General features: G+C 59.9%; 17 protein-coding genes and 1 riboswitch. Of the genes, 8 read left to right on the top strand and 9 right to left on the bottom strand.

The window, feature by feature from the left end; translation table 11 throughout:
* Positions 1–102: 102 nt before the first annotated feature.
* The 3 genes from glpE (at position 103) to AB5Y85_RS13480 (ending at position 1655) form a co-directional block, all read left to right on the top strand.
* Entirely contained in the window at positions 103–426 is a 324-nt protein-coding gene (glpE, locus tag AB5Y85_RS13490; protein ID WP_005355913.1) for a thiosulfate sulfurtransferase GlpE, read from the top strand.
* Positions 423–1256, top strand: a complete 834-nt coding sequence (glpG, locus tag AB5Y85_RS13485) for a rhomboid family intramembrane serine protease GlpG (protein ID WP_005339431.1) — start codon at positions 423–425, stop codon at positions 1254–1256. The genes glpE and glpG overlap by 4 nt, the downstream gene beginning before the upstream one ends.
* Before the next feature lie 141 nt (positions 1257–1397).
* Entirely contained in the window at positions 1398–1655 is a 258-nt protein-coding gene (locus AB5Y85_RS13480; protein ID WP_005339429.1) for an accessory factor UbiK family protein, read from the top strand.
* A 54-nt stretch (positions 1656–1709) separates the two neighbouring features.
* Here the strand turns inward: AB5Y85_RS13480 and AB5Y85_RS13475 are convergent, their stop codons facing one another.
* The 6 genes from AB5Y85_RS13475 to trxA form a co-directional block, all read right to left on the bottom strand.
* Positions 1710–2723, bottom strand: a complete 1014-nt coding sequence (locus tag AB5Y85_RS13475; protein ID WP_257687792.1) for a sensor domain-containing diguanylate cyclase — start codon at positions 2721–2723, stop codon at positions 1710–1712.
* 219 nt (positions 2724–2942) lie between these two features.
* Positions 2943–3641 carry an NAD(P)H-flavin reductase gene (gene fre, locus AB5Y85_RS13470; protein ID WP_005339423.1) on the bottom strand — a complete coding sequence of 233 codons (699 nt, stop codon included), beginning with the start codon at positions 3639–3641 and terminating at the stop codon, positions 2943–2945.
* A 146-nt stretch (positions 3642–3787) separates the two neighbouring features.
* Positions 3788–5257: a 4-hydroxy-3-polyprenylbenzoate decarboxylase gene (ubiD, locus tag AB5Y85_RS13465; protein WP_005339421.1), complete on the bottom strand. Its 1470-nt coding sequence runs from the start codon at positions 5255–5257 to the stop codon at positions 3788–3790.
* 33 nt (positions 5258–5290) lie between these two features.
* On the bottom strand, positions 5291–6283 hold the full coding sequence (locus tag AB5Y85_RS13460) for a hypothetical protein (protein ID WP_368221578.1): 993 nt from the start codon (positions 6281–6283) through the stop codon (positions 5291–5293).
* A gap of 108 nt (positions 6284–6391) precedes the next feature.
* Positions 6392–7657 (bottom strand): transcription termination factor Rho, encoded by a 1266-nt coding sequence (rho, locus tag AB5Y85_RS13455; RefSeq protein WP_005339417.1) that lies wholly within the window; start codon positions 7655–7657, stop codon positions 6392–6394.
* 204 nt (positions 7658–7861) lie between these two features.
* A complete protein-coding gene (trxA, locus tag AB5Y85_RS13450; RefSeq protein ID WP_005339416.1) occupies positions 7862–8188 on the bottom strand; it encodes a thioredoxin TrxA in 327 nt (108 codons plus the stop codon).
* 113 nt (positions 8189–8301) lie between these two features.
* On the opposite strand from trxA, the gene rhlB reads away from it, so the two are divergent.
* From rhlB to AB5Y85_RS13435, 3 genes are read left to right on the top strand one after another with little or no spacing between them, the layout of a single operon-like run.
* Positions 8302–9591, top strand: coding sequence for an ATP-dependent RNA helicase RhlB (gene rhlB / locus AB5Y85_RS13445; RefSeq protein ID WP_005339414.1), 1290 nt, complete (start codon positions 8302–8304; stop codon positions 9589–9591).
* 11 nt (positions 9592–9602) lie between these two features.
* The gene (gene gppA / locus AB5Y85_RS13440) at positions 9603–11093 is read left to right on the top strand and encodes a guanosine-5'-triphosphate,3'-diphosphate diphosphatase (protein ID WP_368221576.1); all 1491 of its coding nucleotides are present in this window, start codon (positions 9603–9605) and stop codon (positions 11091–11093) included.
* A 30-nt stretch (positions 11094–11123) separates the two neighbouring features.
* A complete protein-coding gene (locus tag AB5Y85_RS13435; protein WP_042054704.1) occupies positions 11124–11378 on the top strand; it encodes a Rho-binding antiterminator in 255 nt (84 codons plus the stop codon).
* A 71-nt stretch (positions 11379–11449) separates the two neighbouring features.
* Here AB5Y85_RS13435 and AB5Y85_RS13430 read toward each other — a convergent pair whose 3' ends face one another.
* From AB5Y85_RS13430 to prlC, 3 genes are all read right to left on the bottom strand, one after another.
* On the bottom strand, positions 11450–12202 hold the full coding sequence (locus tag AB5Y85_RS13430) for a class I SAM-dependent methyltransferase (protein WP_064341322.1): 753 nt from the start codon (positions 12200–12202) through the stop codon (positions 11450–11452).
* A gap of 63 nt (positions 12203–12265) precedes the next feature.
* Entirely contained in the window at positions 12266–14815 is a 2550-nt protein-coding gene (locus AB5Y85_RS13425; protein ID WP_160881407.1) for a bifunctional diguanylate cyclase/phosphodiesterase, read from the bottom strand.
* 207 nt (positions 14816–15022) lie between these two features.
* On the bottom strand, positions 15023–17065 hold the full coding sequence (prlC, locus tag AB5Y85_RS13420) for an oligopeptidase A (RefSeq protein ID WP_368221574.1): 2043 nt from the start codon (positions 17063–17065) through the stop codon (positions 15023–15025).
* Positions 17066–17502: 437 nt separating this feature from the next.
* Positions 17503–17588, top strand: a riboswitch (cyclic di-GMP riboswitch).
* A 50-nt stretch (positions 17589–17638) separates the two neighbouring features.
* On the opposite strand from prlC, the gene AB5Y85_RS13415 reads away from it, so the two are divergent.
* Positions 17639–19831, top strand: a complete 2193-nt coding sequence (locus AB5Y85_RS13415; RefSeq protein WP_257687789.1) for an immunoglobulin-like domain-containing protein — start codon at positions 17639–17641, stop codon at positions 19829–19831.
* 168 nt (positions 19832–19999) lie between these two features.
* Positions 20000–23506, top strand: a complete 3507-nt coding sequence (locus AB5Y85_RS13410; RefSeq protein WP_257687788.1) for a hypothetical protein — start codon at positions 20000–20002, stop codon at positions 23504–23506.
* Positions 23507–23604: the final 98 nt, after the last annotated feature.

The following is a 23604-nucleotide window of genomic DNA, read 5'->3' as shown; positions in this document are numbered from 1 at the left end:
ATCAACAAGGGAGCCGCTGGCTCCCTTATCTTTTGTGGGGTTAGTTTGCGCCCAAGCTTGCGGTACACTGGCCCGTAATCAACCTATTCGCAGGACATCCCGATGGACCAGTTTGCCCATATCAATGCCCATGATGCCCACCAGAAACTGAGCGCGGGTGAAGCCCGTCTGGTGGATATTCGCGACCCGCAGTCCTTTGAAGCGGCCCACGCGGTCGGTGCCTTCCACCTCACCAACGGCACTCTGGTGCGCTTTATGAACGAAGTGGATTTCGATACCCCGGTCATCGTGATGTGCTATCACGGCAACAGCAGTCAGGGGGCGGCCCAATACCTGCTGCAACAGGGTTATGACGAGGTCTACAGTCTGGATGGCGGCTTCGAGGCGTGGCGCCGGGAGTTTCCCATCGAGGCAGGCGAGGCATGATCCAGCTGCTGGTGCTCGACAACGCCCGCATGGCGCAGGCGCTGGTGGACTATCTGGCGACCCTGGGCATCTCCTGCGAGCTGACCCAGTCCGAGCTGGGGGTCACCATCTGGCTGGCGGACGAGCAGCGCCTCGCGCAGGCCCAGCTGGAGGTGAAGCGCTTTCTGGCCGAGCCGGGCCACCCGCGCTACATGGAGGCCTCCTGGCAATCCGGTCGCGCAGATGCCCGCATCGACTACAGCAAGGGGATGACGGATCCCATCACCGATTTCCTCCATCAGGCGGGGCCACTGACGCTGGTGGTCATCATCGCCTGCCTCGCCATCTACGGGATCGAGGCCATCGGCCTGCCCATCTACGATGAACTGGCCTTCCACCCGACGCTGGCCCAGTTCACCGACTGGCAGGCGTGGCGCTATTTCACCCCCGCCCTGATCCACTTCTCCGTGCTCCATCTGGTGTTCAACTTGCTGTGGTGGTGGTATCTCGGCGGCCAGATCGAACAGCGCCTCGGCAGCGGCAAGTTGCTGATCCTGCTGCTGGTGGGCGCCGCCCTGCCCAATATCGCCGAGTTTTTTGCCAGCGGCCCGCTGTTTGGCGGCCTCTCCGGCGTGGTCTATGCCCTGCTCGGCTACTGCTGGCTGCGCAGCAAGCTGCAACCGGCCTGTGGCCTAACTCTGCCACCGGCGCTGATGGGCTTTATGCTGTTCTGGATGGTGCTCGGCTTCTTCGACATGCTCGGCACCAGCACCGCCAACATCGCCCACCTGACCGGTCTGCTGGTCGGCCTGCTGCAAGGCTGGCTGGATCGCAACCACCAGCCGACCTGATTTTTCAGCAGTTGCAGAAACGAGAACGCCGCCCCGAAGGGCGGCGTTTGCTTGCCAGCACAAATGGTAAAAAGCCGCCGCGATCTCGGCAAAGTGAGGGAATTGTCGGTAGAATGTCCGCCAACGCTTAAGGAGGACATCATGATCGACCCGAAGAAACTGGAAGAGATCGCCAAGCAGGTGCACAACTCCCTGCCACCCGGCATTCGCAGCATGGGTGAAGAGGCCGAGAAGAAGATGCGTCAGGTACTGCAAGCCCAGCTGGGCAAGCTGGATCTGGTCAGCCGCGAAGAGTTCGACGTGCAGACCAAGGTACTGCTGCGTACCCGTGAAAAACTGGCCGCCCTCGAAAGCAAGCTGGCTCAGCTCGAGCAGCAGCTCGGCGCCAAAGGCGAATAACAAAAACCCCAGCTCGGCTGGGGTTTTTGCTTTGTATTGAACCTGTAAAAACCATCACACCTGAAGCAGATACCAGGCTCGCTTGCCGCGTGCCTTGGCCTCATACATGGCCCTATCGGCCACCTCCAGCGCCTGTCGGAAGCTCAATGGCTCCTCCTCCCACAGGGCGATGCCGATACTCAGCCCCACCCGTTGCGGGCAACCGGGTTTGGGCACATAGCCATGCATCCGGCTGATCAGGGCGTCTGCCAGTTGCGCCAGGCCATGGCTCGACACATCCCGGTGCAGATGCACCACAAACTCGTCGCCGCCGTAACGGCCGCATAGTGCCGAGCCCGGCATGATAAGGCGCAACCAGTCCGCCATCTGCTGCAACACCAGATCGCCGCAGGCGTGGCCCAGCTGGTCGTTGATCCCCTTGAAATCATCCAGATCGATAAAGAGCAGCGCCCCCGCTCCTTGCGGCTGCAGCTGGGCGAACGCCTTGCCAAACCCCTGCCGGTTGAGCAAACCGGTCAGCGCGTCGCTGTTGGCACGCTCCGCCAGTCGCTGCTCATAAGCCTTGCGCTGGGTGATATCGATATGGGAGCCCATGATCCGCAGCGGCTTGCCATCGCCATCCCGATCAACGACCCGGCCCCGATCCCACAGCCAGGTGATCTCCCCGGCCGGGCTGATGGTGCGGTATTCGGCTTCGTAGAAGGGGGTTTTGCCCTCAAGGTGAGCAAAGTAGTTGCCCATGGCATGGGCGCGATCGTCGGGATGGAGCTTGGCGCTCCACTGATCGAAATGAGGGGCCATGTCACCGGCCTGAAAGTTCTGCAGATTGAAGACCCGCAGCTCGCCGGTGGGAATGGTGCCCTGCCAGAGACAGATGCCGGTGCCATCGAGGGCGGCATTGAGCTTCTCCTGCAACAGGCCATTTTCATGCTGCAAAGCGGCGATCTCTGCCTGCAAACGGGCCATTTCACCGCCATGAGGGGACGGGGGCAGCGTTGCGACCCGCTCGACAGAGCCGGTCTCTCCCCTGTCATCCTCCGCAGATGCCCTGCCCTCTTCACTCAACACTACGCCTCCTTGTGCTTACTCTATGGATGATCTTGTCAATCCCTCACAAAGATGCCATCAGCTACGTTTGATTAGTAGCCATTCATAGTCAAAATATTGAAAAATAATGGGATAACGCCGCGATAATCCAACCATTCTGGGCGATCCGGTACTGCGGCAGCCACAAAAACAAAAGCCCCCGGCAAAACCGGGGGCTGCGTCATCCAGACGGGGATCCCGTCAGATAAATTCGTAGGCGTCACCGAAGATGCGCTCCGGCTCGGCGCCAAGGATCTTGAACTCCTCACGCGCGGCACCCGCCATCTCGAAACGGCCGGCGACATAGATGTCGTAGTCGTGGAGGCTGACGAAGTCATCCATGATCGCCTTGTGCACCAGCCCGCTCTTGCCAGTCCAGTCAGCCTCCGGCTCCTGCACCACCGGAATAAAGGTGAGCGGCGCATAGTCACGCTCCCACTGCTGCATCTGCTCCAGCTCATAGAGCCAGTGAGCCTGACGCACCCCCCAGTAGAAGAACACCGGGCGCTTGCTGCCTGTGTCGATCAGGTACTCCAGAATGGAGCGGGCGTAAGAGAAGCCGGTGCCGCCCGCCATCAGGATCAGCGGACGGGGGGATTCATCGCGCAGGAATGCCTTGCCAGCCGGCAATTCAACCTCGATCTCCCCCTGCTCGCGCATGCGGGCCAGCACCTGACCAGCGTAGGCGTTCTCGGGAGTGGCACCAATTTGCAGCTCCAGCACGCCCGGGCGGGTCGGCGAGTTGGCGATGGAGAAGGGGCGCTTGTCCGAATCGCTCATCACCACCAGCAGATACTGGCCCGGCTTGAAGCTGATCGCTTGCTGCGGCGTCAGGGCCACATGCCAGATGGTGTCGACATATTCGCGCAGTTCCTCTACGCGGCATTTGATACGTTGCATTCTTGTCCTTGTGGCGGGCTCGCTCGGCCCGCTTCGCTCATTGTTTCACTATGGAGTGACGACCAGCAGCCCTGGCCCCGTCAGTCGAGAATACTCAAATCAGTGCGGATCGCATCACTTTTTGCAGCAAAGCTGTCATGTTTGCCTCATCCGAGGATATTGAGCTCATCCCAAATGGCATCGACCTTCTGCTTCACCGCCTCATCCTGAACTATGGGCTGACCCCACTCCCGATTGGTCTCGCCCGGCCACTTGTTGGTGGCATCCAGCCCCATTTTGGAGCCGAGGCCGGAGACCGGCGAGGCGAAGTCCAGATAGTCGATCGGCGTATGCTCGATCAAGGTGGTGTCCCGTGCCGGATCCATCCGGGTGGTGATGGCCCAGATCACATCCTTCCAGTCGCGGGCGTTGACGTCATCGTCACACACCACCACGAACTTGGTGTACATGAACTGGCGCAGGAAGGACCAGACCCCCAGCATCACCCGCTTGGCGTGGCCCGGGTAACGCTTCTTGATAGTCACCACCGCCATCCGGTAGGAGCACCCCTCCGGCGGAAGATAGAAGTCCACAATCTCGGGGAACTGCTTCTGCAGCAGCGGCACGAACACCTCGTTCAGCGCCAGACCCAGCACCGCCGGTTCATCGGGCGGACGGCCGGTGTAGGTGCTGTGATAGATGGCATCGCGCCGCTTGGTGATGTGGGTGATGGTGAAGACCGGGAACTCGTCCACCTCGTTGTAGTAACCGGTGTGGTCGCCATAAGGGCCTTCCGGGGCCATCTCACCCGGCTCAAGATAGCCTTCCAGCACGATCTCGGCGCTGGCGGGCACCTCCAAATCGCAGCTGATGGCCTTGATCACTTCGGTACGGCTGCCGCGCAGCAGACCGGCAAAGGCATATTCGGAGAGAGTATCCGGCACCGGCGTCACCGCGCCGAGAATGGTCGCCGGATCGGCGCCGAGCGCCACCACCACCGGGAACCGCTCGCCCGGGTGGGCCTCCTGCCACTCGCGAAAATCGATGGCACCTCCACGATGATCGAGCCAGCGCATGATCAGCTTGTTTTTGGCGATCTTCTGCTGGCGATAGATGCCGAGGTTCTGCCGCTTCTTGTAGGGGCCGCGGGTGATGGTGAGGCCCCAGGTGACCAACGGTGCCACATCGCCCGGCCAGCAATGCTGGATCGGGATCTGGTCGAGATCGACCGCATCGCCCTCCTGTACCACCTGCTGGCAGGGGGCAGAAGAGAGGCGCTTGGTCGGCATGTTGAGCACCTGCTTGAAGATCGGCAGCTTCTCCATCAGCTCCTTGAATCCCTTGGGCGGCTCGGGCTCCTTGAGATAGGAGAGCCAGACCCCGACCTGACGCAGGGCGCCCACATCGGGCTGCCCCATGCCCATGGCAACCCGATCCGGGGTACCGAACAGGTTGGTCAGCACCGGCATGGTGTAGCCTTTGGGATTTTCGAACAGCAGAGCCGGGCCACCCGCACGCAGGGTACGGTCGCTGATCTCGGTCATCTCCAGATAGGGATCTATCTCGCGGGTGATGCGCTTGAGTTGTCCGTTTTGTTCCAGCTGCGCGATGAAATCACGCAAATCCTTGTATTTCATGCAAGTTCCCAACCGGGTTCAGGAGGTCACGCATTATAACCCTGGCTGCCCATCGGGTGTACCCGAATCGGGCAGCAGACTCGGTGCAATGGGTGGCATGTCACGCTGGCCGAGGCGTCTGGCCAGTGCAGAGAGCAGCTGGGGCTCGTCCACCTCCATCAACAGACCGGCCACCAGCGCCCCGTATTGACGGTTGGAGAGTTCCGCCAGCAGGTATTTCTGGGCTTGCGGCGGCAAGGGCGAGAGCGCGCTCAGCTGACGCAGGGCGGCCCCCTTCAACCCCTCGTTGCCACTGGCGGCAATCAGCAGATCGCTGGCAGCACTGCCGTGATGGAAGCGGTTGATGGTAGAGAGTGCACGCAGCGCATCCTGATCTGCCGGCCGCCGCCACAGCATGCTATAGAGCGCCGGTTCCCCGATGCGCTGCAACAGATGGAACAACAGGTGATTGTCGGGCAGATAGATATTCTGGCTGGCCAGCGCTTGCGCCTCCCGCATCCAGATCGGTTGCGGCAAGGTGTCGAGGGCCAGCAACAGGGCTTGCTGCTGCATGGCGAGATCGGGGTTACTGCTGTAGTAGATGGACTTTAGCTGGAAGCTGCCCTGGGCAAGCTGCTGCCGATAGCGCTGCATCAGTGATTGCAGCTGCCACTCCCCCAGCAACTGACGGGCCTGCGCGGCAAAATCATAGACAGGTTGCTGCACCAGAAAACCGTCGACCTGCTGCTCCATGAGCCACTCGGGGGCCTTGTCGGCCTGAGCCTCGACCCACTGTTGCAACGCAGGGGATGCAGGGGAGGTAGCGGGAATATCCCGCAGCAGCTGCAACAGCAGGAACTCCCGCCGCTCGCGACTCAGGGTCGCCAGCAGAGAGTCGATGGCTGCAAATTGCCCTTCCTGCAGACGGCCCGCCAGATAGCGCTGGTGAGTCTGCAACGTCTCGGCTGTCACCGCGACCTGTGCACTTTGCGCGCTGGCTGGCATTGCACTCAGCAACCCCAGCAATAACCAGAAAACAGGCTTCATGACGTCTCCATCCATGTGACATCGGGATCTCATACTACTAGGGCGACCGGAAAACAGATAAACAAAAACCGCGACCAGGGCCGCGGTTTCGTCATTTTCTGACCGGACTTACTTCTGCTGGCGCCGCATGGCGTCGAAGAACTCGTCGTTGGTCTTGGTCATCGCCAGCTTGTCGATGAGGAACTCGATACCGTCGATCTCGCCCATCGGGTGGACAATCTTGCGCAGGATCCACATCTTCTGCAGCTCGTCACCTGAGGTGAGCAGCTCTTCTTTACGAGTACCTGAGCGGGTGATGTCGATGGCCGGGTAGACGCGCTTCTCGGCAATCTTGCGCGAGAGGTGCAGTTCCATGTTGCCGGTACCCTTGAACTCTTCGTAGATAACCTCGTCCATTTTGGAACCGGTATCGATCAGCGCGGTAGCGATGATGGTCAGGCTGCCGCCCTCCTCAACATTACGCGCGGCGCCGAAGAAGCGCTTGGGACGGTGCAGGGCGTTGGCATCCACACCACCGGTCAGTACCTTGCCGGATGACGGGATGACGGTGTTGTAGGCACGGGCCAGACGGGTGATGGAGTCCAGCAGGATCACCACATCTTTCTTGTGTTCGACCAGACGTTTGGCCTTCTCGATCACCATTTCGGCAACCTGAACGTGACGGGAAGCAGGTTCGTCAAAGGTGGAAGCGATCACTTCACCTTTCACCATGCGCTGCATCTCGGTCACCTCTTCCGGACGCTCGTCGATCAGCAGAACGATCAGTTCACAGTCCGGGTGGTTGTAGGCGATGCTCTGGGCGATGTTCTGCAGCAGCATGGTCTTACCGGCCTTGGGCGGCGCCACGATCAGGCCGCGCTGGCCTTTACCGATGGGGGATGCCAGGTCCAGTACACGGGCGGTGATATCTTCGGTAGAGCCATTACCCCGTTCCATACGCAGACGTTCGTTGGCATGCAGGGGGGTAAGGTTTTCAAACAGGATCTTGTTGCGGGAGTTTTCCGGACGGTCGTAGTTGACCTCATTGACCTTGAGCAGTGCGAAGTAGCGTTCGCCCTCTTTCGGTGGCCGGATCTTGCCGGAGATGGTATCGCCGGTACGCAGGTTGAAGCGGCGGATCTGGCTCGGGGAGACGTAGATATCGTCAGGGCCTGCCAGATAAGAGCCGTCTGCACTGCGCAGGAAGCCGAAACCATCGGTCAGGATTTCCAGCACACCGTCGCCAAAGATATCTTCACCACCCTTGGCGTGCGCCTTGAGGATTGCAAAAATAATATCTTTCTTGTGCGCCCGAGCCAGATTTTCCAACCCCATGGATTCGCCCAGCTTGACCAGCTCGGACACAGGAGTGTTCTTTAATTCAGTCAGATTCATAGTGGTGAAAGTCTGTAAGCAAGGATTGAAATGAGGAGACAGTCTGCTGGATTGATGCTGATCGGATTTGATTGCCAGGCTGTGGTTAGCAAAGAGTCAGGCAAAAAGGTTAGCAAACGAGCGATAAACTAGCACCAATCGGGATGAGCGTCTAGGTGATAAAACACAAGGAGCGCATTATTGCAATGCGCTCCTCTTTAATTATTACAGGTTGCCGTCCAGGAACTCTTTCAGCTGAGTCTTGGACAGTGCACCGACCTTGGTCGCTGCCACTTCGCCATTCTTGAACAGCAAGAGGGTCGGGATACCACGAATGCCGTACTTGGGCGGAGTATCAGAGTTATGGTCGATGTTCAGTTTGGCTACGGTCACGCGACCTTCGTACTCTTGGGCAACTTCTTCCAGGATCGGGGCAATCATCTTGCACGGACCACACCACTCGGCCCAGAAGTCGACCAGAACGGCGCCATCGGCTTTGATTACATCTGCCTCGAAGCTGGCATCGCTCAGCTGAACAATCTTGTCACTCATCTCCAACTCCAGTCAGTAATTAAGGCTTTATTGACATATCAACAAAGGCAATAGTTGCCCTATTTGAAATGATCCTGTTTATTATTGCAAGCCTAACCTGATAACCTACCGCCATGAGCAAAACACACTTAACGACCGACAAATTCGCCCAAATGGGCCTCGAACCCGAAGTTCTGGCTGGTCTGGAATCAAAGGGATTTCACTATTGCACGCCCATCCAGGCACTGTCTCTGCCACTGCTGGTAGAAGGTCATGACCTCGCCGGTCAGGCCCAGACAGGAACCGGCAAGACCATTGCCTTCCTGGCCGCGACATTCAACTATTTGCTGACTCACCCGCTGACCAAGCCCCGTCTGGTTAATCAACCCAGAGCCATCATCATGGCACCCACCCGGGAACTGGCAGTACAGATCTATAACGATGCCGACAGCATCGCTGCTTCTACCGGCCTGAAACTCGGCCTCGCCTACGGTGGCGAAGGTTACGACAAGCAGCTGGCCGTGCTGGAGCAGGGCGTCGACATCCTGATCGGCACCACTGGCCGTATCATCGACTACTTCAAGTCCAAGGTGATCGATCTGAGCAACATTCAGGTCGTGGTACTGGACGAAGCGGATCGCATGTTCGATCTGGGCTTCATCAAGGACATCCGCTTCCTGTTCCGCCGCATGCCGCCCGCGACCGAGCGTCTGAGCATGCTGTTCTCCGCCACCCTCTCCCTGCGTGTGCAGGAGCTGGCCTACGAACACATGAACCACCCGGAACATGTGCAGGTTGAGCCGGAGCAGATGACCGGCGTGCGGATCAAGGAGGAACTGTTCTACCCCTCCAATGAAGACAAGATGTTGCTGCTGCTCTCCCTGATGGAAGAGGAGTGGCCGGAAAAAGCGATCGTCTTCGCCAACACCAAGCATGTCTGTGAAGACGTTCACGCTTGGCTGGAGAACGACGGCCACCGCGTCGGCCTGCTGACCGGTGACGTGCCGCAGAAGAAGCGGATGAAGATCCTCGAGGATTTCACCAAGGGTGCGCTCGATATTCTGGTCGCCACCGACGTGGCCGCCCGTGGTCTGCACATCCCTGACGTGACCCACGTCTTCAACTATGACCTGCCCGACGACGCCGAAGACTATGTACACCGTATCGGTCGTACCGGTCGTGCCGGCAAGAGCGGTCACTCCATCAGCCTGGCCTGTGAAGACTATGCCTTCAACCTGCCGGCCATCGAGGAGTACATCCACCATGCCATTCCGGTCAGCAAATATGATCGCGAAGCGCTGCTGGATGACGTGACCCCGCCGAAACGGGTATTCCGCAACCGTCAGCCGGTGAACCGCAACATGCGGGATCGTCAGGGCGGTGGCAACAGCAACAACCGTCGTCGTCCGCCGCGCAAGAGCTAAGGACAGGCCCGTTGCACAACTCGCCTCTCTATGCCGCCATCGACCTCGGCTCCAACAGCTTTCATATGCTGGTGGTGCGCGAGGTCGCCGGTGCCCTGCGCACCGTCGCCAAGGTCAAGCGCAAGGTTCGCCTCGCAGCCGGGCTCGATCCGGAATTTCGTCTCAGCCGTGCCGCCATGGAGCGGGGCTGGGACTGTTTGCGTCTCTTCTCCGAACAGTTGCAGGACATTCCGGCCGACAATATCCGGGTGGTGGGCACCGCCACCTTGCGGCTTGCCACCAACGTCGATGAGTTCCTCAGCGAAGCGGAACGGGTTCTCAACCACAGCATCGAGATCATCTCGGGCGAGGAAGAGGCCAAGACCATCTATGAAGGGGTCTCCTGGACCTCTGCCGGGGAAGGCAACCGGCTGGTGATCGACATCGGCGGTGCCAGTACCGAACTGGTGATCGGCGAACATAGCGAAGCAAAACTGCTCAACAGCCTGCACATGGGCTGCGTCACCTGGCTCAACAATCACTTTGGTGATGGCGAGCTCTCCGAAGCCCGTTTCGAGCAGGCGATTGCTGCCGCCAAGGCGGTGCTGGAGAAGGTGGCGGAAGATTACCGCGCCCTCGGCTGGCGTACCTGTGTCGGCGCCTCCGGCACGGTACAGGCGCTGCAAGAGATCATGCTGGCGCAAGGGAAGAGCGAGCGGGTCACCCTGCCGAAACTGCAGGAGCTGATGGGTCAGGCCATCGCCTGCGGCAAGCTCGACCGGCTGCAACTGGAAGGGCTGGCGGCCGAACGGCTGACCGTGTTCCCCTCCGGCCTCGCCATCCTGATCGCCATCTTCGAAACCCTCGATATCGAGAGCATGACCCTCGCGGGTGGCGCCCTGCGTGAAGGACTGATCTACGGTCTGCTTGGCAACAATCACGACTGTGATGCCCGGGATCGCACCGCCGACAGCCTGATCAGCCGCTATCAGCTGGATAAAGAGCACGCCGAACGGGTGCGCGATACCGCCGTCGAGGCGTTCAACCAGCTGCAACCGGCCTGGCGACTCTCCAAACGCTACGGTCGCCCGATTTTGCGTTATGCCGCCCTGCTGCACGAGATCGGCCTCTGTATCGAATACAAGAAGGCGCCGCAACACGCCGCCTACATCATCGACAACATCGACATGCCGGGCTTTACCCCTGCGCAAAAGAAGCTGTTGTCGGCCCTGCTGTTCAACCAGCGGGACGAATTCAAGCTGGAACCACTGGAGAAACAGGGTGCCGTCACCGCTCGTCAGGCGATCAGGCTGGCCCGTATCCTGCGCATCGCGCTGATCCTCTGCATGCGCCGCACCCAGGGCACAGTGCCCAGCTTCACCCTGCAGGCAGAAGAGGAGTCACTGACCCTGAGCCTGCCCAAGGGCTGGATGGATGAACACTACCTGCGCGCCAGCGAGCTGCGCTTTGAAGTGGAACGCCAGCAGAAGATGGGCTGGCCGACCCGCGTACAGGAAGCCTGACTCAGCAACCTGCCTGTTTTGGAGCCGATCATGCCGGATTATCAACCCATCAGCTGCGATCTCTACGACTGGCTCGAAATTGCTGCCAGCTGGCAACTGCCGGTGACCCTCACCAGCCGCGATGATCGCCAATGGGATGACAAGATCCGCACTATCGAAGCCAGCGAAGGGGTCGAGTATCTGCTGCTGCACAGTGGCGAGCGGCTCAGTCTGGCAGAACTGGCGACCCTGCGCCTGAACTGGCAAGGGGAAGAAAAGCTGATCCGCTTCGCGCCAACCAACTGAATCCTATACGAAAAAGGAGGGCCAACATGACGTTGGCCCTCCTCTTTTGCATCCGCAACTCGCACCGACTGTTAACTCGCCGCCAGCGCCGCCATCACATAGACATCGAAGCGGTTGCTCTTGGTCTCGATGGCCATGCTGGGCTTCTGTTCGTTGAGCCAGCCGGCGTAATCCGGCCGCTTCACCACCACCCGTTTCTCTGCCATTTGAAGCGCAGCTGGCAGCAGAGCATCAGCATCAAGATCCGGCCCCACCAGCGACTGGAACACCCGCATCTCCTTTTTCACCAACGCTGACTTCTGCTTGTGGGGGAACATGGGGTCGAGGTAGATCACCTCGGGCCGCTCCGGCAGCGCCAGCAGATTGTCCACCGCCGGGCCTTGCAGCAGGTGCATCCGCTCACTGACCCAGGGGCCAATCTCGGGATCCTGTGCCGCCCGCGCCAGCCCATCCTGCAACAGAGCGGCCACCACAGGGCTTCGTTCGATCAGGGTCACCTTGCAACCAAGGGAAGCGAGCACGAAGGCATCGCGCCCCAGACCGGCAGTGGCATCCACCACGGTCGGTGTGGCACCGGCCTTGAGCCCCACCGCCTTGGCGATGGACTGGCCCCGACCGCCGCCAAACTTGCGGCGATGCGCCACCGCTCCTTCCACGAAGTCCACATAGACGGCACCCAGCTTGGGCTCGTCCAGCTTGCGCAGCTCCAGTCTCTCTTCAGTCAGTACCAGCGCAAACGGAGCCGGAAACTCCACGTCGGCAAGGCGTAAACGCAGGGCGTCGAGCTCGCCATCACGGGCGGGGACTTCACTGAAAACCTGAATATGGGGCATAGGAGACAGACTCATGGCACGTACAGAAGCGGCCATGATAACAGAAGCGGTGGATCAGCTCACGACAGTGAGGTTCATCCCCTGACGGTTGAGAGCGAGGTAATCAATGAGATCGTCATAGGCCAGCGGGCGGCTGAGCAGATAACCCTGGGTGAAGGCGCACCCCTTCTGGCAGAGGAAATTGAGCTGCTCGCGGGTCTCTACCCCCTCGATCACCACCTGCATGCCGAGGTTGTGCACTATGTTGATGATGCCGTCGAGCAGCATCCTATCCTGCTCGTTGAAGGGGATATGGCGCACAAAGGAGCGGTCGATCTTGACCAGATCGACCGGGAAGGTACGCAGATAGTTGAGGGCCGAGTAGCCGGTACCGAAATCGTCGATGGCCAGCTTGCAGCCCGCCTCGCGCAGGGCATCGATCCGCACTCTGTGCTGATCGCTGCTCTCCATCAGCAGAGATTCGGTGATTTCGATGACGATGTCGGCAGGATCGAGCCCGAAGTGCTGGATCACCTTAAGCCACTCACTCGCCTCGGGGTCGATGGTCTGAAACTCCATGGTGGAGCGGTTGATCGACATCTGCAGATCCGGGAAACCGGACTGCTGCAACCGCGCCAGATCCCGGCACGACTGCCACAATACCAGCGCACCCAGCCCCTGAATCAACCCCGCCTCTTCCGCCAGTGGAATAAACTCGGCAGGGGAGACCTGTCCCCATTGGGGGTGATACCAGCGCACCAGCGCCTCCAGCTTGGCGACCCGTCCGCTGCGGTTGTCCCAAATCGGCTGGTAGGCCATCGTCAGCTGCTCCAGCTTGATCGCTTCGGCCAAATCCTGCTGCATCTGGTGGCGCTGGCGCACCTCTTCCCGCATGGATGAGCAGTAGGCACCGAGCAACCGTCCCTGCCGCTTGGCCGCAAACAGCGCCTGTTCGGCATTGCGCAGCAGCTCGTCGCTCTCGCTGCCATCAACCGGGCAGAGGGTCATGCCGATGGTCGCGGTCACATAGAGATGCTGGTTGGCCAGCATAAAGGGGCGGGCGAAACTGCCGATCACCTGCTTGGCAAACACCTCGGCCTGACGGCGGGTGACGATGCCGGGCACCAGGAACGCGAACTCATCGCCACCGATACGGGCCACCAGATCTTCGGTGCGCACCCGGCTCACCAGTCGATCCGACACCTCCCGCAACAGGGCATCGCCAGCATGGTGATCCATGCTGTTGTTGACCGCCTTGAAGTTGTTGAGGTCGAGCACCATGAGCGCGAAGCGCTCGCCCCGCTCGCAGAAGCGGGTGAGGCAGCGGCCAAACAGCCAGCGGTTGGGCAGGCTGGTAAGGTTGTCGTAGTTGGCCTGGGTCGCGATCTTCTGCTCGGCCACTTTGGTCTGGGAAAGATCGCTGAAAATGGCGATATATTGCTGGATTTTGCCAGCTTCGCGCAGGGTGCTGATCATCAGCTGCTGCGGATAGAGCTTGCCGTTCTTGCGCTTGTTCCACACTTCGCCACGCCACACCCCCACTCGCTCCAGCGCATGGTACATGTCGGCATAGAAGGTCTGATCGTGCAGCCCGGACTTGAGCATGCTGGGACGCTGGCCCCGCACCTCGTCGCTGCTGTAGCCGGTGATCTGCTCGAAGGCCGGGTTGACCGAGATGATGCGGCTGTCGGCATCGCACACCAGAATCGCCTCGGAGAGATTGTCGTAGACCCGGTGAGAGAGCTTGAGCTGCTCCGCATGACGCTTGAGAGGATCGATATTCTCCAGCAGCACCATCAGGTAGTCCGGCTGCTGCTGCTCGTCGCGGATCAGGGTGACAGTCACCCGCCCCCACAGGATCTCGCCCCCCTTGCAGAAGTAGCGCTTCTCCTGGGTGAAACTGCTGCGCTCGCCGCGCCGGATCTCTTCGTAGCACTCAAGGCTGCGCTGCCAATCCTCCGGGTGATTGATGTCGGAGATGGAGCGATGAAGCAGCTCGTCGAGGGGATAGCCCAGCATCTTCTCGATGGCCGGGTTGGCCCAGAGAATTCTGCCGGTGAGATCGAGCTTGCCGATCCCCACCGGGGCCTGAAACAGCATGCTCTGCAGCACATGGGGGGTATCAGGCAAGAGTTGCGGCAGCTGGCGTTGCAGCATCAGCGCCAGCTCGCGACCGGCCAGCGGCCCCAGCAACCGGAGCAGCCCCATCACCTTGGTCATATTGGCCTGCGGCTGACGATAGAGCAGGCAGCAGATACCTATGGTCTCGCCATCCGCATCCTTGAGGGCGATCCCGGCGTAGGCCTGGGCTTGCCACGCATCGGCAAGCGGCATCGCGGGGAACAGCTGCAACAGACGATCGCTGAACCAGGCTTCCCCCTCCTGCCAGGTAACGGCATCGGGAGAGTCAGTGATTGGCAGTGTCAGGGTATCGGGGTCAAGAGAGGAGGGATGGGCAGCCTGAACCGTCAGGTGGGTAGCATTTGATTCCCTGCTGGCGATCAGGACGACATCAGCCATCACAGCAGCGGCGATTTCACTCACAAAGGTATCGAAATATCCCTGGCCGCTCGAATGAGCCAGACTTGAGATGATTTGATAGACGGAATCGAGTGCTCGCCTCATGGCAAGTGGCTTTCTCTCCTTGAAGGTTAGAACACGACTCTACTGAAGAGCTGTGAGCAGTGCAAATATGCAATCAGCAAGATATTAAAAAGCCTTGAAAAAAGGGACCAAAAGGTCCCTTTTTGTCGCAGAAATCACGACTCGATCCCACTATGCCGCAAAACAGTGTACCTGCTTGAAGCTCACACAGGCGGCGGTTCAGGAATCTCAGGCAGCGATCCCGCTATGTCGCAGCAGTGCATCCACCTTGGGCTCACGGCCACGGAAGGCTCGGAACAGCTCCATCGGCTCCTTCGAGCCACCCTTCTCCAGAATATTCTTCAGGAAGGATTGGCCGGTCGCCGGGTTGAAGATCCCCTCCTCCTCGAAGCGGGAGAAGGCATCGGCAGAGAGCACCTCAGCCCACTTGTAGCTGTAGTAGCCCGCCGCATAGCCGCCCGCGAAGATGTGGGAGAAGCTGTGCTGGAAGCGGTTGAACGCCGGTGGCGTCATCACAGCTACCTGACTGCGCACCTCATCCAGCAGCGCCGGAAGCTGCGCCGAATTGGCCGGATCAAACTCCTGATGCAGGCGGAAGTCGAACAGAGCGAACTCCAGCTGGCGCAACATCTGCATGGCCGCCTGGAAGTTGCGGGCGGTCAGCATCTTCTCCAGCAGATCGGCAGGCAGCGGCTCGCCGGTCTCGTAGTGGCCGGAGATAAAGGCCAGCGCCTCGGACTCCCAGCACCAGTTCTCGAGGAACTGGCTCGGCAGCTCCACCGCATCCCACGCCACGCCGTTGATACCGGCGACACCGGCCACGTCGATGCGGGTCAGCATGTGGTGAATGCCGTGGCCAAACTCGTGGAACAGGGTGACCACTTCGTTGTGGGTGAACAGCGCCGGTTTGCCATCCACCGGACCGTTGAAGTTGCAAGTCAGGTAGGCCACCGGTTTTTGCAGTGAACCATCCTGACGGTAGCGACGACCCAGACAGACATCCATCCAGGCCCCGCCCTGCTTGTGCTCGCGGGCATAGAGGTCGAGGTAGAAGCTGCCGCGCAGCTCGTCGTCGGCATCGAAGATGTCGTAGAAGCGCACGTCAGGATGCCAGGTGTCGATGCCGAGGCGCTCACGCACCTTCATGCCGAACACCCGCTTCACCACTTCGAACAGCCCTTTCACCACCTTGCTGGCGGGGAAGTAGGGGCGCAGCTGCTCATCGGAGATGGAGAACTTGTGCTGCTTGAGCTTCTCGGCGTAGTAGGCGAGATCCCAGGCTGCCAGCTCGCTCTGACCATGCTGCTCGGCGGCGAAGGTGCGGATCTCCTCCAGCTCGGCCTTGCCTTGTGGCAGGGATTTGGCCGCCAGATCGGTGAGGAAGCTCACCACCTGTTCGGTCTTGTCCGCCATCTTGGTGGCCAGGGAGAGCTCGGCATAGTTGGCAAAGCCCAGCAGCTGGGCCAGTTCGCGGCGCAGGGTGAGCAGCTCGCTCATGATGGCGGAGTTGTCCCACTTGCCCGCATTGGGGCCCTGATCGGAGGCGCGGGTGGTGAAGGCCTCATACATCTCGGCGCGCAGCTCGCGGTTGTCGGCATACATCATCACCGGCAGGTAGGAAGGGATATCCAGCGTGAACAGCCACCCCTCTTTGCCTTTAAGTTCAGCCATCTGACGGGCAGCGGCACGCACGCTCTCGGGCAGACCGGCCAGTTCGGCTTCATTGGCCACCAGCTTGTGCCAGCCCTGGGTGGCATCCAGCACGTTGTTGCTGAAACGGGAGGCCAGCTCGGAGAGGCGGGCCTGAATTTCGCCGTAGCGCTGCTGCGCCTCGGCAGGCAGACCGATGCCGGAGAGGCGGAAGTCACGCAGGGTATTCTGGATCTCCTTGCGCTGGGCGCCGCTCAGCAGCGGGAAATCATCGCTCTGGGAGAGGGCCAGATAGGCCTGATAGAGCCCTTCATGCTGACCGACATAGGTCTGGAATTCAGAGAGCAGCGGCAGGCAGGCATCATGGGCCTCGCGCAGCGCTTCGCTGTTGAGTACGGAGTTGAGGTGGCTGACCGGTGACCAGATCCGTGACAGGCGGTCATTTACCTCTTCCAGCGGGGCAATCAGGCTATCCCAGGTATGGGGATCACGCTGGGCCAGCACATCGCTGATCTTCTGCTTGCAATCAGCAATCGCCTGAATCACGGCAGGCTGCACCTGCTCCGGCTTGATCTGGCTGAAAGGGGGCAGAGAATCCATTGTCAGCAAAGGGTTATTCATCCCGGTTACCTCTTGTTTGGTCTTGAACAGACCGCTTTAGCAGCTCTGTATGGCTTTCTAACATGTGGCCAAGCCACGCAATAATCAAGCGGGAATCCGCCGCAACCCTGTACTTTTCCAGCCATTGCGACCCGGATCTCTGCCGTTGCTGCAGTTTTGCCATCAACAGCCAGTAACAGAATGAATCTGTGGGCCTTTTTTAGCTCTTACCGCTACTTTCAAGGGGCAAAAAGTCGCCATTTACCGGCGCCAGAGCTGCCAGCCAAGTACCGTCATGCTCAATCATGGAAACGGACAAAATGTGGTAGCTGTAACAAATTATCAATATTTTTCAGTTAATTAGAATCAAAACCAACTATTGATTAATTTATTTTCAAGCATCTATCATAGGCAACCTGCCATGCAGGTCACTTGATTCTCTGTGCTGCACAGAAATCGGGTGAAAAAGGCAAAGTGACCCGAAAGGGCGCGACGCAAAGCCACCGGTCTAAGGGAAAACACCTATGACAGCGGGGCTGCCCCCGGGGACGTCCGGTCACAACCGACGCCCCATTTGCACCGTACGGAGAGACGATGAACAAACTCAAATTATCCCTGCTTGGCTGCCTGCTCGGCATGGGCGCCCCCATGGCATATGCCACCAGTGCCGGTCAGGCGATGGTCAACCCCCAGTCCGGCGTAGTGGTCGGCTATTGGCACAACTGGTGTGACGGCTCGGGCTACAAGGGCGGTATCGCCCCCTGCGTCAAGCTCGATCAGGTCAACCCGCAATACAACGTGGTCGATGTCTCCTTCATGAAGGTCTATGGCAGCGATCCCATCCCCACCTTCAAACTCGACCCGGCCATCGGCATGAGCGAAAGCCAGTTTATCGAGCAGATCGCAGAGCTGAACCGTCAGGGCCGCGCCGTGCTGCTGGCGCTGGGCGGTGCCGATGCGCACATCGAGCTGCGCAAAGGTCAGGAGCAGGCCTTTGCCGACGAGATCATCCGTCTGGTGGAGACCTATGGCTTCGACGGGCTGGATATCGATCTGGAACAGGCCGCCATCACCGCCGCCGACAACCAGACCGTGATCCCGGCGGCCCTGCGTCTGGTCAAGGATCACTACCGCGCCCAGGGGAAAAACTTCCTCATCACCATGGCGCCGGAGTTCCCCTATCTGACCCAGACTGGCGCCTACATCCCCTATATCCGCAATCTGGAAGGGTACTACGACTGGATCAACCCCCAGTTCTACAACCAGGGTGGCGACGGTATCTACATCGATGGCATCGGCTGGATTGCCCAGAACAACGATGCCCTGAAAGAAGAGTTCATCTACTACATGGCGGATTCGCTGAGCAACGGAACCCGCGGCTTCTACAAGATCCCCCATGACAAGCTGGTGTTCGGCATTCCGACCAACATTGACGCCGCCGCCACCGGCTATGTGCAGGATCCGCAGAAGCTCTACAACGCCTTCAACCGCCTGAAGAGCGAGGGGCAACCGCTGCGTGGCGTGATGACCTGGTCCATCAACTGGGACATGGGCCGCAACGCCGCCGGTCAGTCCTACAACGAATCCTTCATCAAGAGCTACGGCCCCTTCATCCACGATCAGGAGATCACGCCGCCGGTCGACAACGGCAAGCCGGTGTTCAGCGGCCTGAGCGATACCCGCATCAAGCAGGGTACCGCCTTTGATCCGCTGGCAGGTGTCAGCGCCAACGACAAGGAAGATGGCGACCTGACTGGCCAGATCCAGGTGGAAGGCTCGGTAGACAGCCAGCGCATCGGCCTCTACCCCCTCACCTACAAGGTGAGCGATCGCGACAACAACGTCACCGAGCAGGTACGTACCATCGAGGTCTACAGCATGAAGCCGGTGTTCAGCGGTGTCACCGATACCACGCTGGAACTGGGTACCGCTTTCGATCCGATGGCTGGCGTCAGCGCCCATGATGAAGAAGATGGCGACCTGACCGCCCAAATCAAGGTCAGCGGCAACGTCGACAGCAGCAAGATCGGCCGCTACACCCTCACCTATCAGGTGAGCGACAGCGCCGGTCAGCAGGTTACCCAGCAGCGCAACGTGACCGTCAGGGAGCAGGGCGCCGTCTGTGAAAACAGCTGGGATGCCAAGAAGGTTTACGTGGGTGGCGACATCGTCAGCCACAACGGCAAGAACTGGCTGGCAGGCTGGTGGACCCAGAACGAAGAGCCGGGCACCACGGGTGACTGGGGCGTCTGGCGCGTACAGGGCGACAGCGACTGCGGCGGCACAACGCCCCCCGCCGAAGGCAGCAGCGACTTCACCGTCAGCGCCATGGCGAGCGAGTACACCATAGTCAACGGTCAGGTCAGCATCCGTTTCAACGTGACGACCGCCAACCCGGTCAAAATCACCGCGACCCTGGAGCAGAACGGCCGCAGCCACGGCACCACCAGCAGCCAGGTGAACGGCACCAGCACCCTGGTACTGCAGGGCAGCAACGTCACCGATGGCAGCTACGACGTGGTCATCACCGGTCTGGCTGACGGCCAGCAGCCGGTGGTGCAACGCTTCCCGGTCACCCTGACCGAAGAGAGCGACAACGGCGGCAGCGATGGCGACTACCCGGCCTATGCCCCCAACACCAGCTATCAGGCCGGTGATCGGGTCAGCAATGCCGGTGGCAACTACGAGTGCAAACCCTGGCCGTACAGCGGCTGGTGTGGCGGCTCGACCAGCCACTATGCGCCGGGTACTGGCAGCGCCTGGAGCGATGCCTGGATCAAGCTCTGACCTTGCCCCAACCACTAACGGGGGCTGACAGGCCCCCGCCCATATCCTGCCCGTCGGCCACGCTGCCGATGGGCAGGATGCACTGACCCGGACGGGTTAGCCCCTCTCTTTTACATGCTTGCCAACCACCAAAAAACGTCCAACAACAACCAAGATAAGGAAATCACCATGCCAAGAACCACCAAGCTTGCCACCCTGCTCGGTTTGCTACTGTCGGCCCATGTCGTGGCCGATGAGCGCGAACAAGCCTATTTCAAACAAACCTATCAGGAGCACTACGAACAGATGACGGCACGCCTCGCCGCGCTGCACCAGAGTGCGGCTGACGAGCAGAACGTGATCATCAAGGATGGCAAGCGCCACCTTGCCATCAATGGCCTGCTCTACCCGCTGACGGCGGATAACCACATTCTGTTCGATCTGCCCAAACCCCACTTTTTCGACGAAACAGCCATTCGTAACGTCTTTGATTTCTTCGATGAGGAGTGGGAGCTGACCTGGTACGACGGTGGGGTCGTAGCGGTCAACAAACGCTTTGGCAACTATGACTACAGCAACGGCTGTCTGCTGGAGTACTTCCCCCACGGCCAGATCCAGAATGGCGAACGCACCCGGGTGGTGATGGAGACCAGCTCATGCAGCGTCAACTCGTTTGCCACCTCGCTGCAATATCTGGACAAAGGCGAGGAGCTGGCGGCCGACCAGCTGGGGCTGGACGCCAGCCTGATCACGGCGGTCGAGCGCTATCAGGATCGGCTCTATGTCAGCCAGAACGGCAATCCGGGCCATGTGGCCATTATCGATATCCCGAGCCGCCAGCAGATTGGCGAGATCGGCGGCACCGAAACCGGCAGTGCCACGGCCTACAACCAGATCAGCGAACTGTTTGTCCGCAACAACCTGCTCTACGTGGTCTCGCGCTACTCGCACCGGGTCGATATCTTCGATCTGGCCGACGAGCATCGCCATGTCACCACCCTGGGAACCGGTCGGGATTCCGGCAGCAACAGCCTGCACCGCGCCCAGGCCGTCTTTGCCAATCAGGATTACGTGCTGGTGGCCGATGCGCTGAGCGAGATCAAGGTCTACCGCCAGCAGGATGTGAAGCCGGAGAACAGCCTCAAGACCCCCATCGCCGGTCGGCTCGCCTTTGAAGGAAAATACAGCCACCGTCTGGTGCAACTCCATCAGGTGGGTGACTATCTCCTGGCCCACACCGCCGGCAAAAACTACTACATCTATGACTTGCGCAAACTGGCTGATGCCATCGCCAGCAACACACCGCTGGCGCCTGAGCAGGTGATCGCCGACAGCAATCTGCAAAAAATCGACATGGATGGCGATCGGCTGGTGGTGAACTTCAAGGACCGCATCGAGTGGCATGATGCCGATACCCTGATCGCCAACGACTTTCAGTTCAAGAACCCGACCTTTACTGTTCGGGAGATCAACCAGCAGCCCGTGGCGGCGCTGAAAGATCTCCAGCTGGCGGGCTCGGCGCTTGTCACCGCCAACGAGCGCGGCCTGGGTTTCAACCAGCTGCTGAGCAAGGAGATCAGCTTCACGGCCGACGAGCAGTTGCCGGCTCGCCCGCTGATCTTCGATCAGCTGATGCCGGCCGCAGTCAGCTACATACTGCGCAATGACGAACCCTACGAGGTGCTGATCGATCGCGCCCAGCGTTCGGTCAACATCAATTCGCTGGTCAAGACCGAGCTGCTAGATAACGACACGGTGCGCATCACCAACTATGCCGCCAGAGAGCTGCATGACATCAATATCGAGTCACGCCTGAACGGTATCAACAAGTGGCTGATCCTGGGCCAGCTCGATCGCCTGCCCGCCTATGCCCAAATCACCCTGCCACTGAGCGCCTTTGGCGAGCAGGGACGCTTCAACAGCGCCAGCCGCGATGGTGTGTTTGATCTCAACAACCTGCTCGACAACAGCATCAATCTGCCAGCCCAGTTCGAGCACAGGTTCAGCTCCAACTCGGATCCGTTTGCCCAGAAGCTGGCACGCCTCAAGCCAAGCTGGAACGTGCGCTTCGCCACCAACACCAGCGGCTCCTGGCGCCCCATCAATGCCCTCTACGCCCGCGAGTGGCTGATCATCGCCACCAACCTGGCCTACATGGTCTCGACCGAGGAGTTCAAGCACGTCTGGTACAACTTCAAGGCGGTGAACGGCTACGAGATGTTCGGCAATGGCGGCAACAGCTATGTGCCGAACGGCATCTTTACGGCAGCCGATTATGACTACTACTACCACAGCCTGATGAAGCGCCCCTACCTCAACCTGGGGATCACCGCCATGGGGGGCGGGCTCGGGAGTGGTGGCATCACCGGGGTCGATACCTTTAACTTTGTCAGCCACTACTACGGCGGCTGGGGCATCATTGCCCACGAATTTGGCCACGGCTTCGATGGGAAGTCCTACAGCCATGAGAGCGCGTTTGCTCGTGGCAGCCACGGCTGGCATCCGCTGATGACGGGTATGGCCAACTACCATATCCGCAAGGGCGACCTGCCCTATCTGGACGATGATCTCAACGGTTTCCACAAGCCGGAAAACGACATCTATCGCTACAACTCGGTCAGCCAGGGGGCTCGCAAGCACCGCGCTGACAGCCACATGTACTATACCGACCACTACTTCATGCAATTCTCCACCATGCCGCAAGGCTGGGTAGCCAACGGCAGCGACTTCAGTGCCGGGCAGCTGGCGGCCCTGACCAATCAGGAGCGACTGCTGATGGGCTGGATCCCCAAGGAGTCGGAGAAAGGCAATCTCTGCCGATTCACCTTCCAGGATGGCGAGCAGTACTACGGCTACGTCGAACAGCAGGCTGATGGTCTGCTCTGTGATGCCGGCTCCCTGATCCGTTATCGTCAGCCAGATGGCCAGTTTGTGCCGCTGGTCTCGGCCATCAACCAGTTTGACTGGCTGTCACTCCACCACAAGGGCAAGCTGGATCAGCCAGTGCTGCACCAGAATGGTCGCCTGCTCTGCTACAAGAATGTGGCGGGCTTTTACGGTATCGGCTTCGTCAATGACAACAAACAGTGCACCCAGTTGCCCAACGTCTATCAGACCAATGGCAAGCACTGGCTGACCAGCTCCGGCTGGACCGGTCTGACCTACCTGAGCGGAGACTTCATCCTGCCCACTACCGGTAGCAGCAGTGACTTCACCGTCACCGACCTGGCGTCTGAATATTCCATCGTCAACGGCACGCTCGACTTCAGCCTGACGCTGACCACCGCCAACCCGGTGACCGTCACCGCGACCCTGTTGCAGGATGGCAATCCGGTCGCTACCGGCAGCGCCCTGATCGATGGTCAGGGTTCCCTGCAGCTGACGCAGCCGGGCCTTGCGGCCGGCAGTTACGAGCTGTTGCTGGCGGGCATGGCTGAGGGGAGCAAGCAGGGCTTCGAGCGCCGCTTCACCCTGACGTTGGTGGAACAGGCTCCGGGTGGTGACAGTGACGGTGGTAACGGCAGCTACCCGGCCTATGTTGCGGGCACCGCTTATCAGAGTGGCGAACGGGTCAGCAATAACGGTGGCGACTACGAGTGCAAACCCTGGCCCTACAGCGGCTGGTGCGGTGGTGTGGCCAGCCACTATGCACCGGGTACCGGAAGCCACTGGAGCGATGCCTGGATCAAGCTGTAATCAGCCGCTCGTGACCAAAAGAGAGCCATAACGACAGAGGGGGAGCCATCGGCTCCCCCTCTCGTTTATCTCTTCAACCCGGCTTAACGGGCATCTTC

This window comes from Aeromonas sp. R3-1 (assembly GCF_040908345.1).
Taxonomy (GTDB): Bacteria; Pseudomonadota; Gammaproteobacteria; order Enterobacterales; family Aeromonadaceae; genus Aeromonas; species Aeromonas veronii.
Note: the sequence above shows the minus strand (reverse complement) of the source record. Positions and strands in the feature narration are given on the sequence as shown.

Excerpts from the sequence above, each read along its gene's own strand:
- AB5Y85_RS13480 (WP_005339429.1), top strand. The coding sequence starts at position 1,398 with ATGATCGACCCGAAGAAACTGGAAGAGATCGCCAAGCAGGTGCACAAC.
- prlC (WP_368221574.1), bottom strand. The coding sequence starts at position 17,065 with ATGAATAACCCTTTGCTGACAATGGATTCTCTGCCCCCTTTCAGCCAG.
- rho (WP_005339417.1), bottom strand. The coding sequence starts at position 7,657 with ATGAATCTGACTGAATTAAAGAACACTCCTGTGTCCGAGCTGGTCAAG.
- AB5Y85_RS13435 (WP_042054704.1), top strand. The coding sequence starts at position 11,124 with ATGCCGGATTATCAACCCATCAGCTGCGATCTCTACGACTGGCTCGAA.
- AB5Y85_RS13425 (WP_160881407.1), bottom strand. The coding sequence starts at position 14,815 with ATGAGGCGAGCACTCGATTCCGTCTATCAAATCATCTCAAGTCTGGCT.
- ubiD (WP_005339421.1), bottom strand. The coding sequence starts at position 5,257 with ATGAAATACAAGGATTTGCGTGATTTCATCGCGCAGCTGGAACAAAAC.
- AB5Y85_RS13460 (WP_368221578.1), bottom strand. The coding sequence starts at position 6,283 with ATGAAGCCTGTTTTCTGGTTATTGCTGGGGTTGCTGAGTGCAATGCCA.
- fre (WP_005339423.1), bottom strand. The coding sequence starts at position 3,641 with ATGCAACGTATCAAATGCCGCGTAGAGGAACTGCGCGAATATGTCGAC.
- trxA (WP_005339416.1), bottom strand. The coding sequence starts at position 8,188 with ATGAGTGACAAGATTGTTCAGCTGAGCGATGCCAGCTTCGAGGCAGAT.
- AB5Y85_RS13410 (WP_257687788.1), top strand. The coding sequence starts at position 20,000 with ATGCCAAGAACCACCAAGCTTGCCACCCTGCTCGGTTTGCTACTGTCG.
- glpE (WP_005355913.1), top strand. The coding sequence starts at position 103 with ATGGACCAGTTTGCCCATATCAATGCCCATGATGCCCACCAGAAACTG.
- glpG (WP_005339431.1), top strand. The coding sequence starts at position 423 with ATGATCCAGCTGCTGGTGCTCGACAACGCCCGCATGGCGCAGGCGCTG.
- AB5Y85_RS13415 (WP_257687789.1), top strand. The coding sequence starts at position 17,639 with ATGAACAAACTCAAATTATCCCTGCTTGGCTGCCTGCTCGGCATGGGC.
- rhlB (WP_005339414.1), top strand. The coding sequence starts at position 8,302 with ATGAGCAAAACACACTTAACGACCGACAAATTCGCCCAAATGGGCCTC.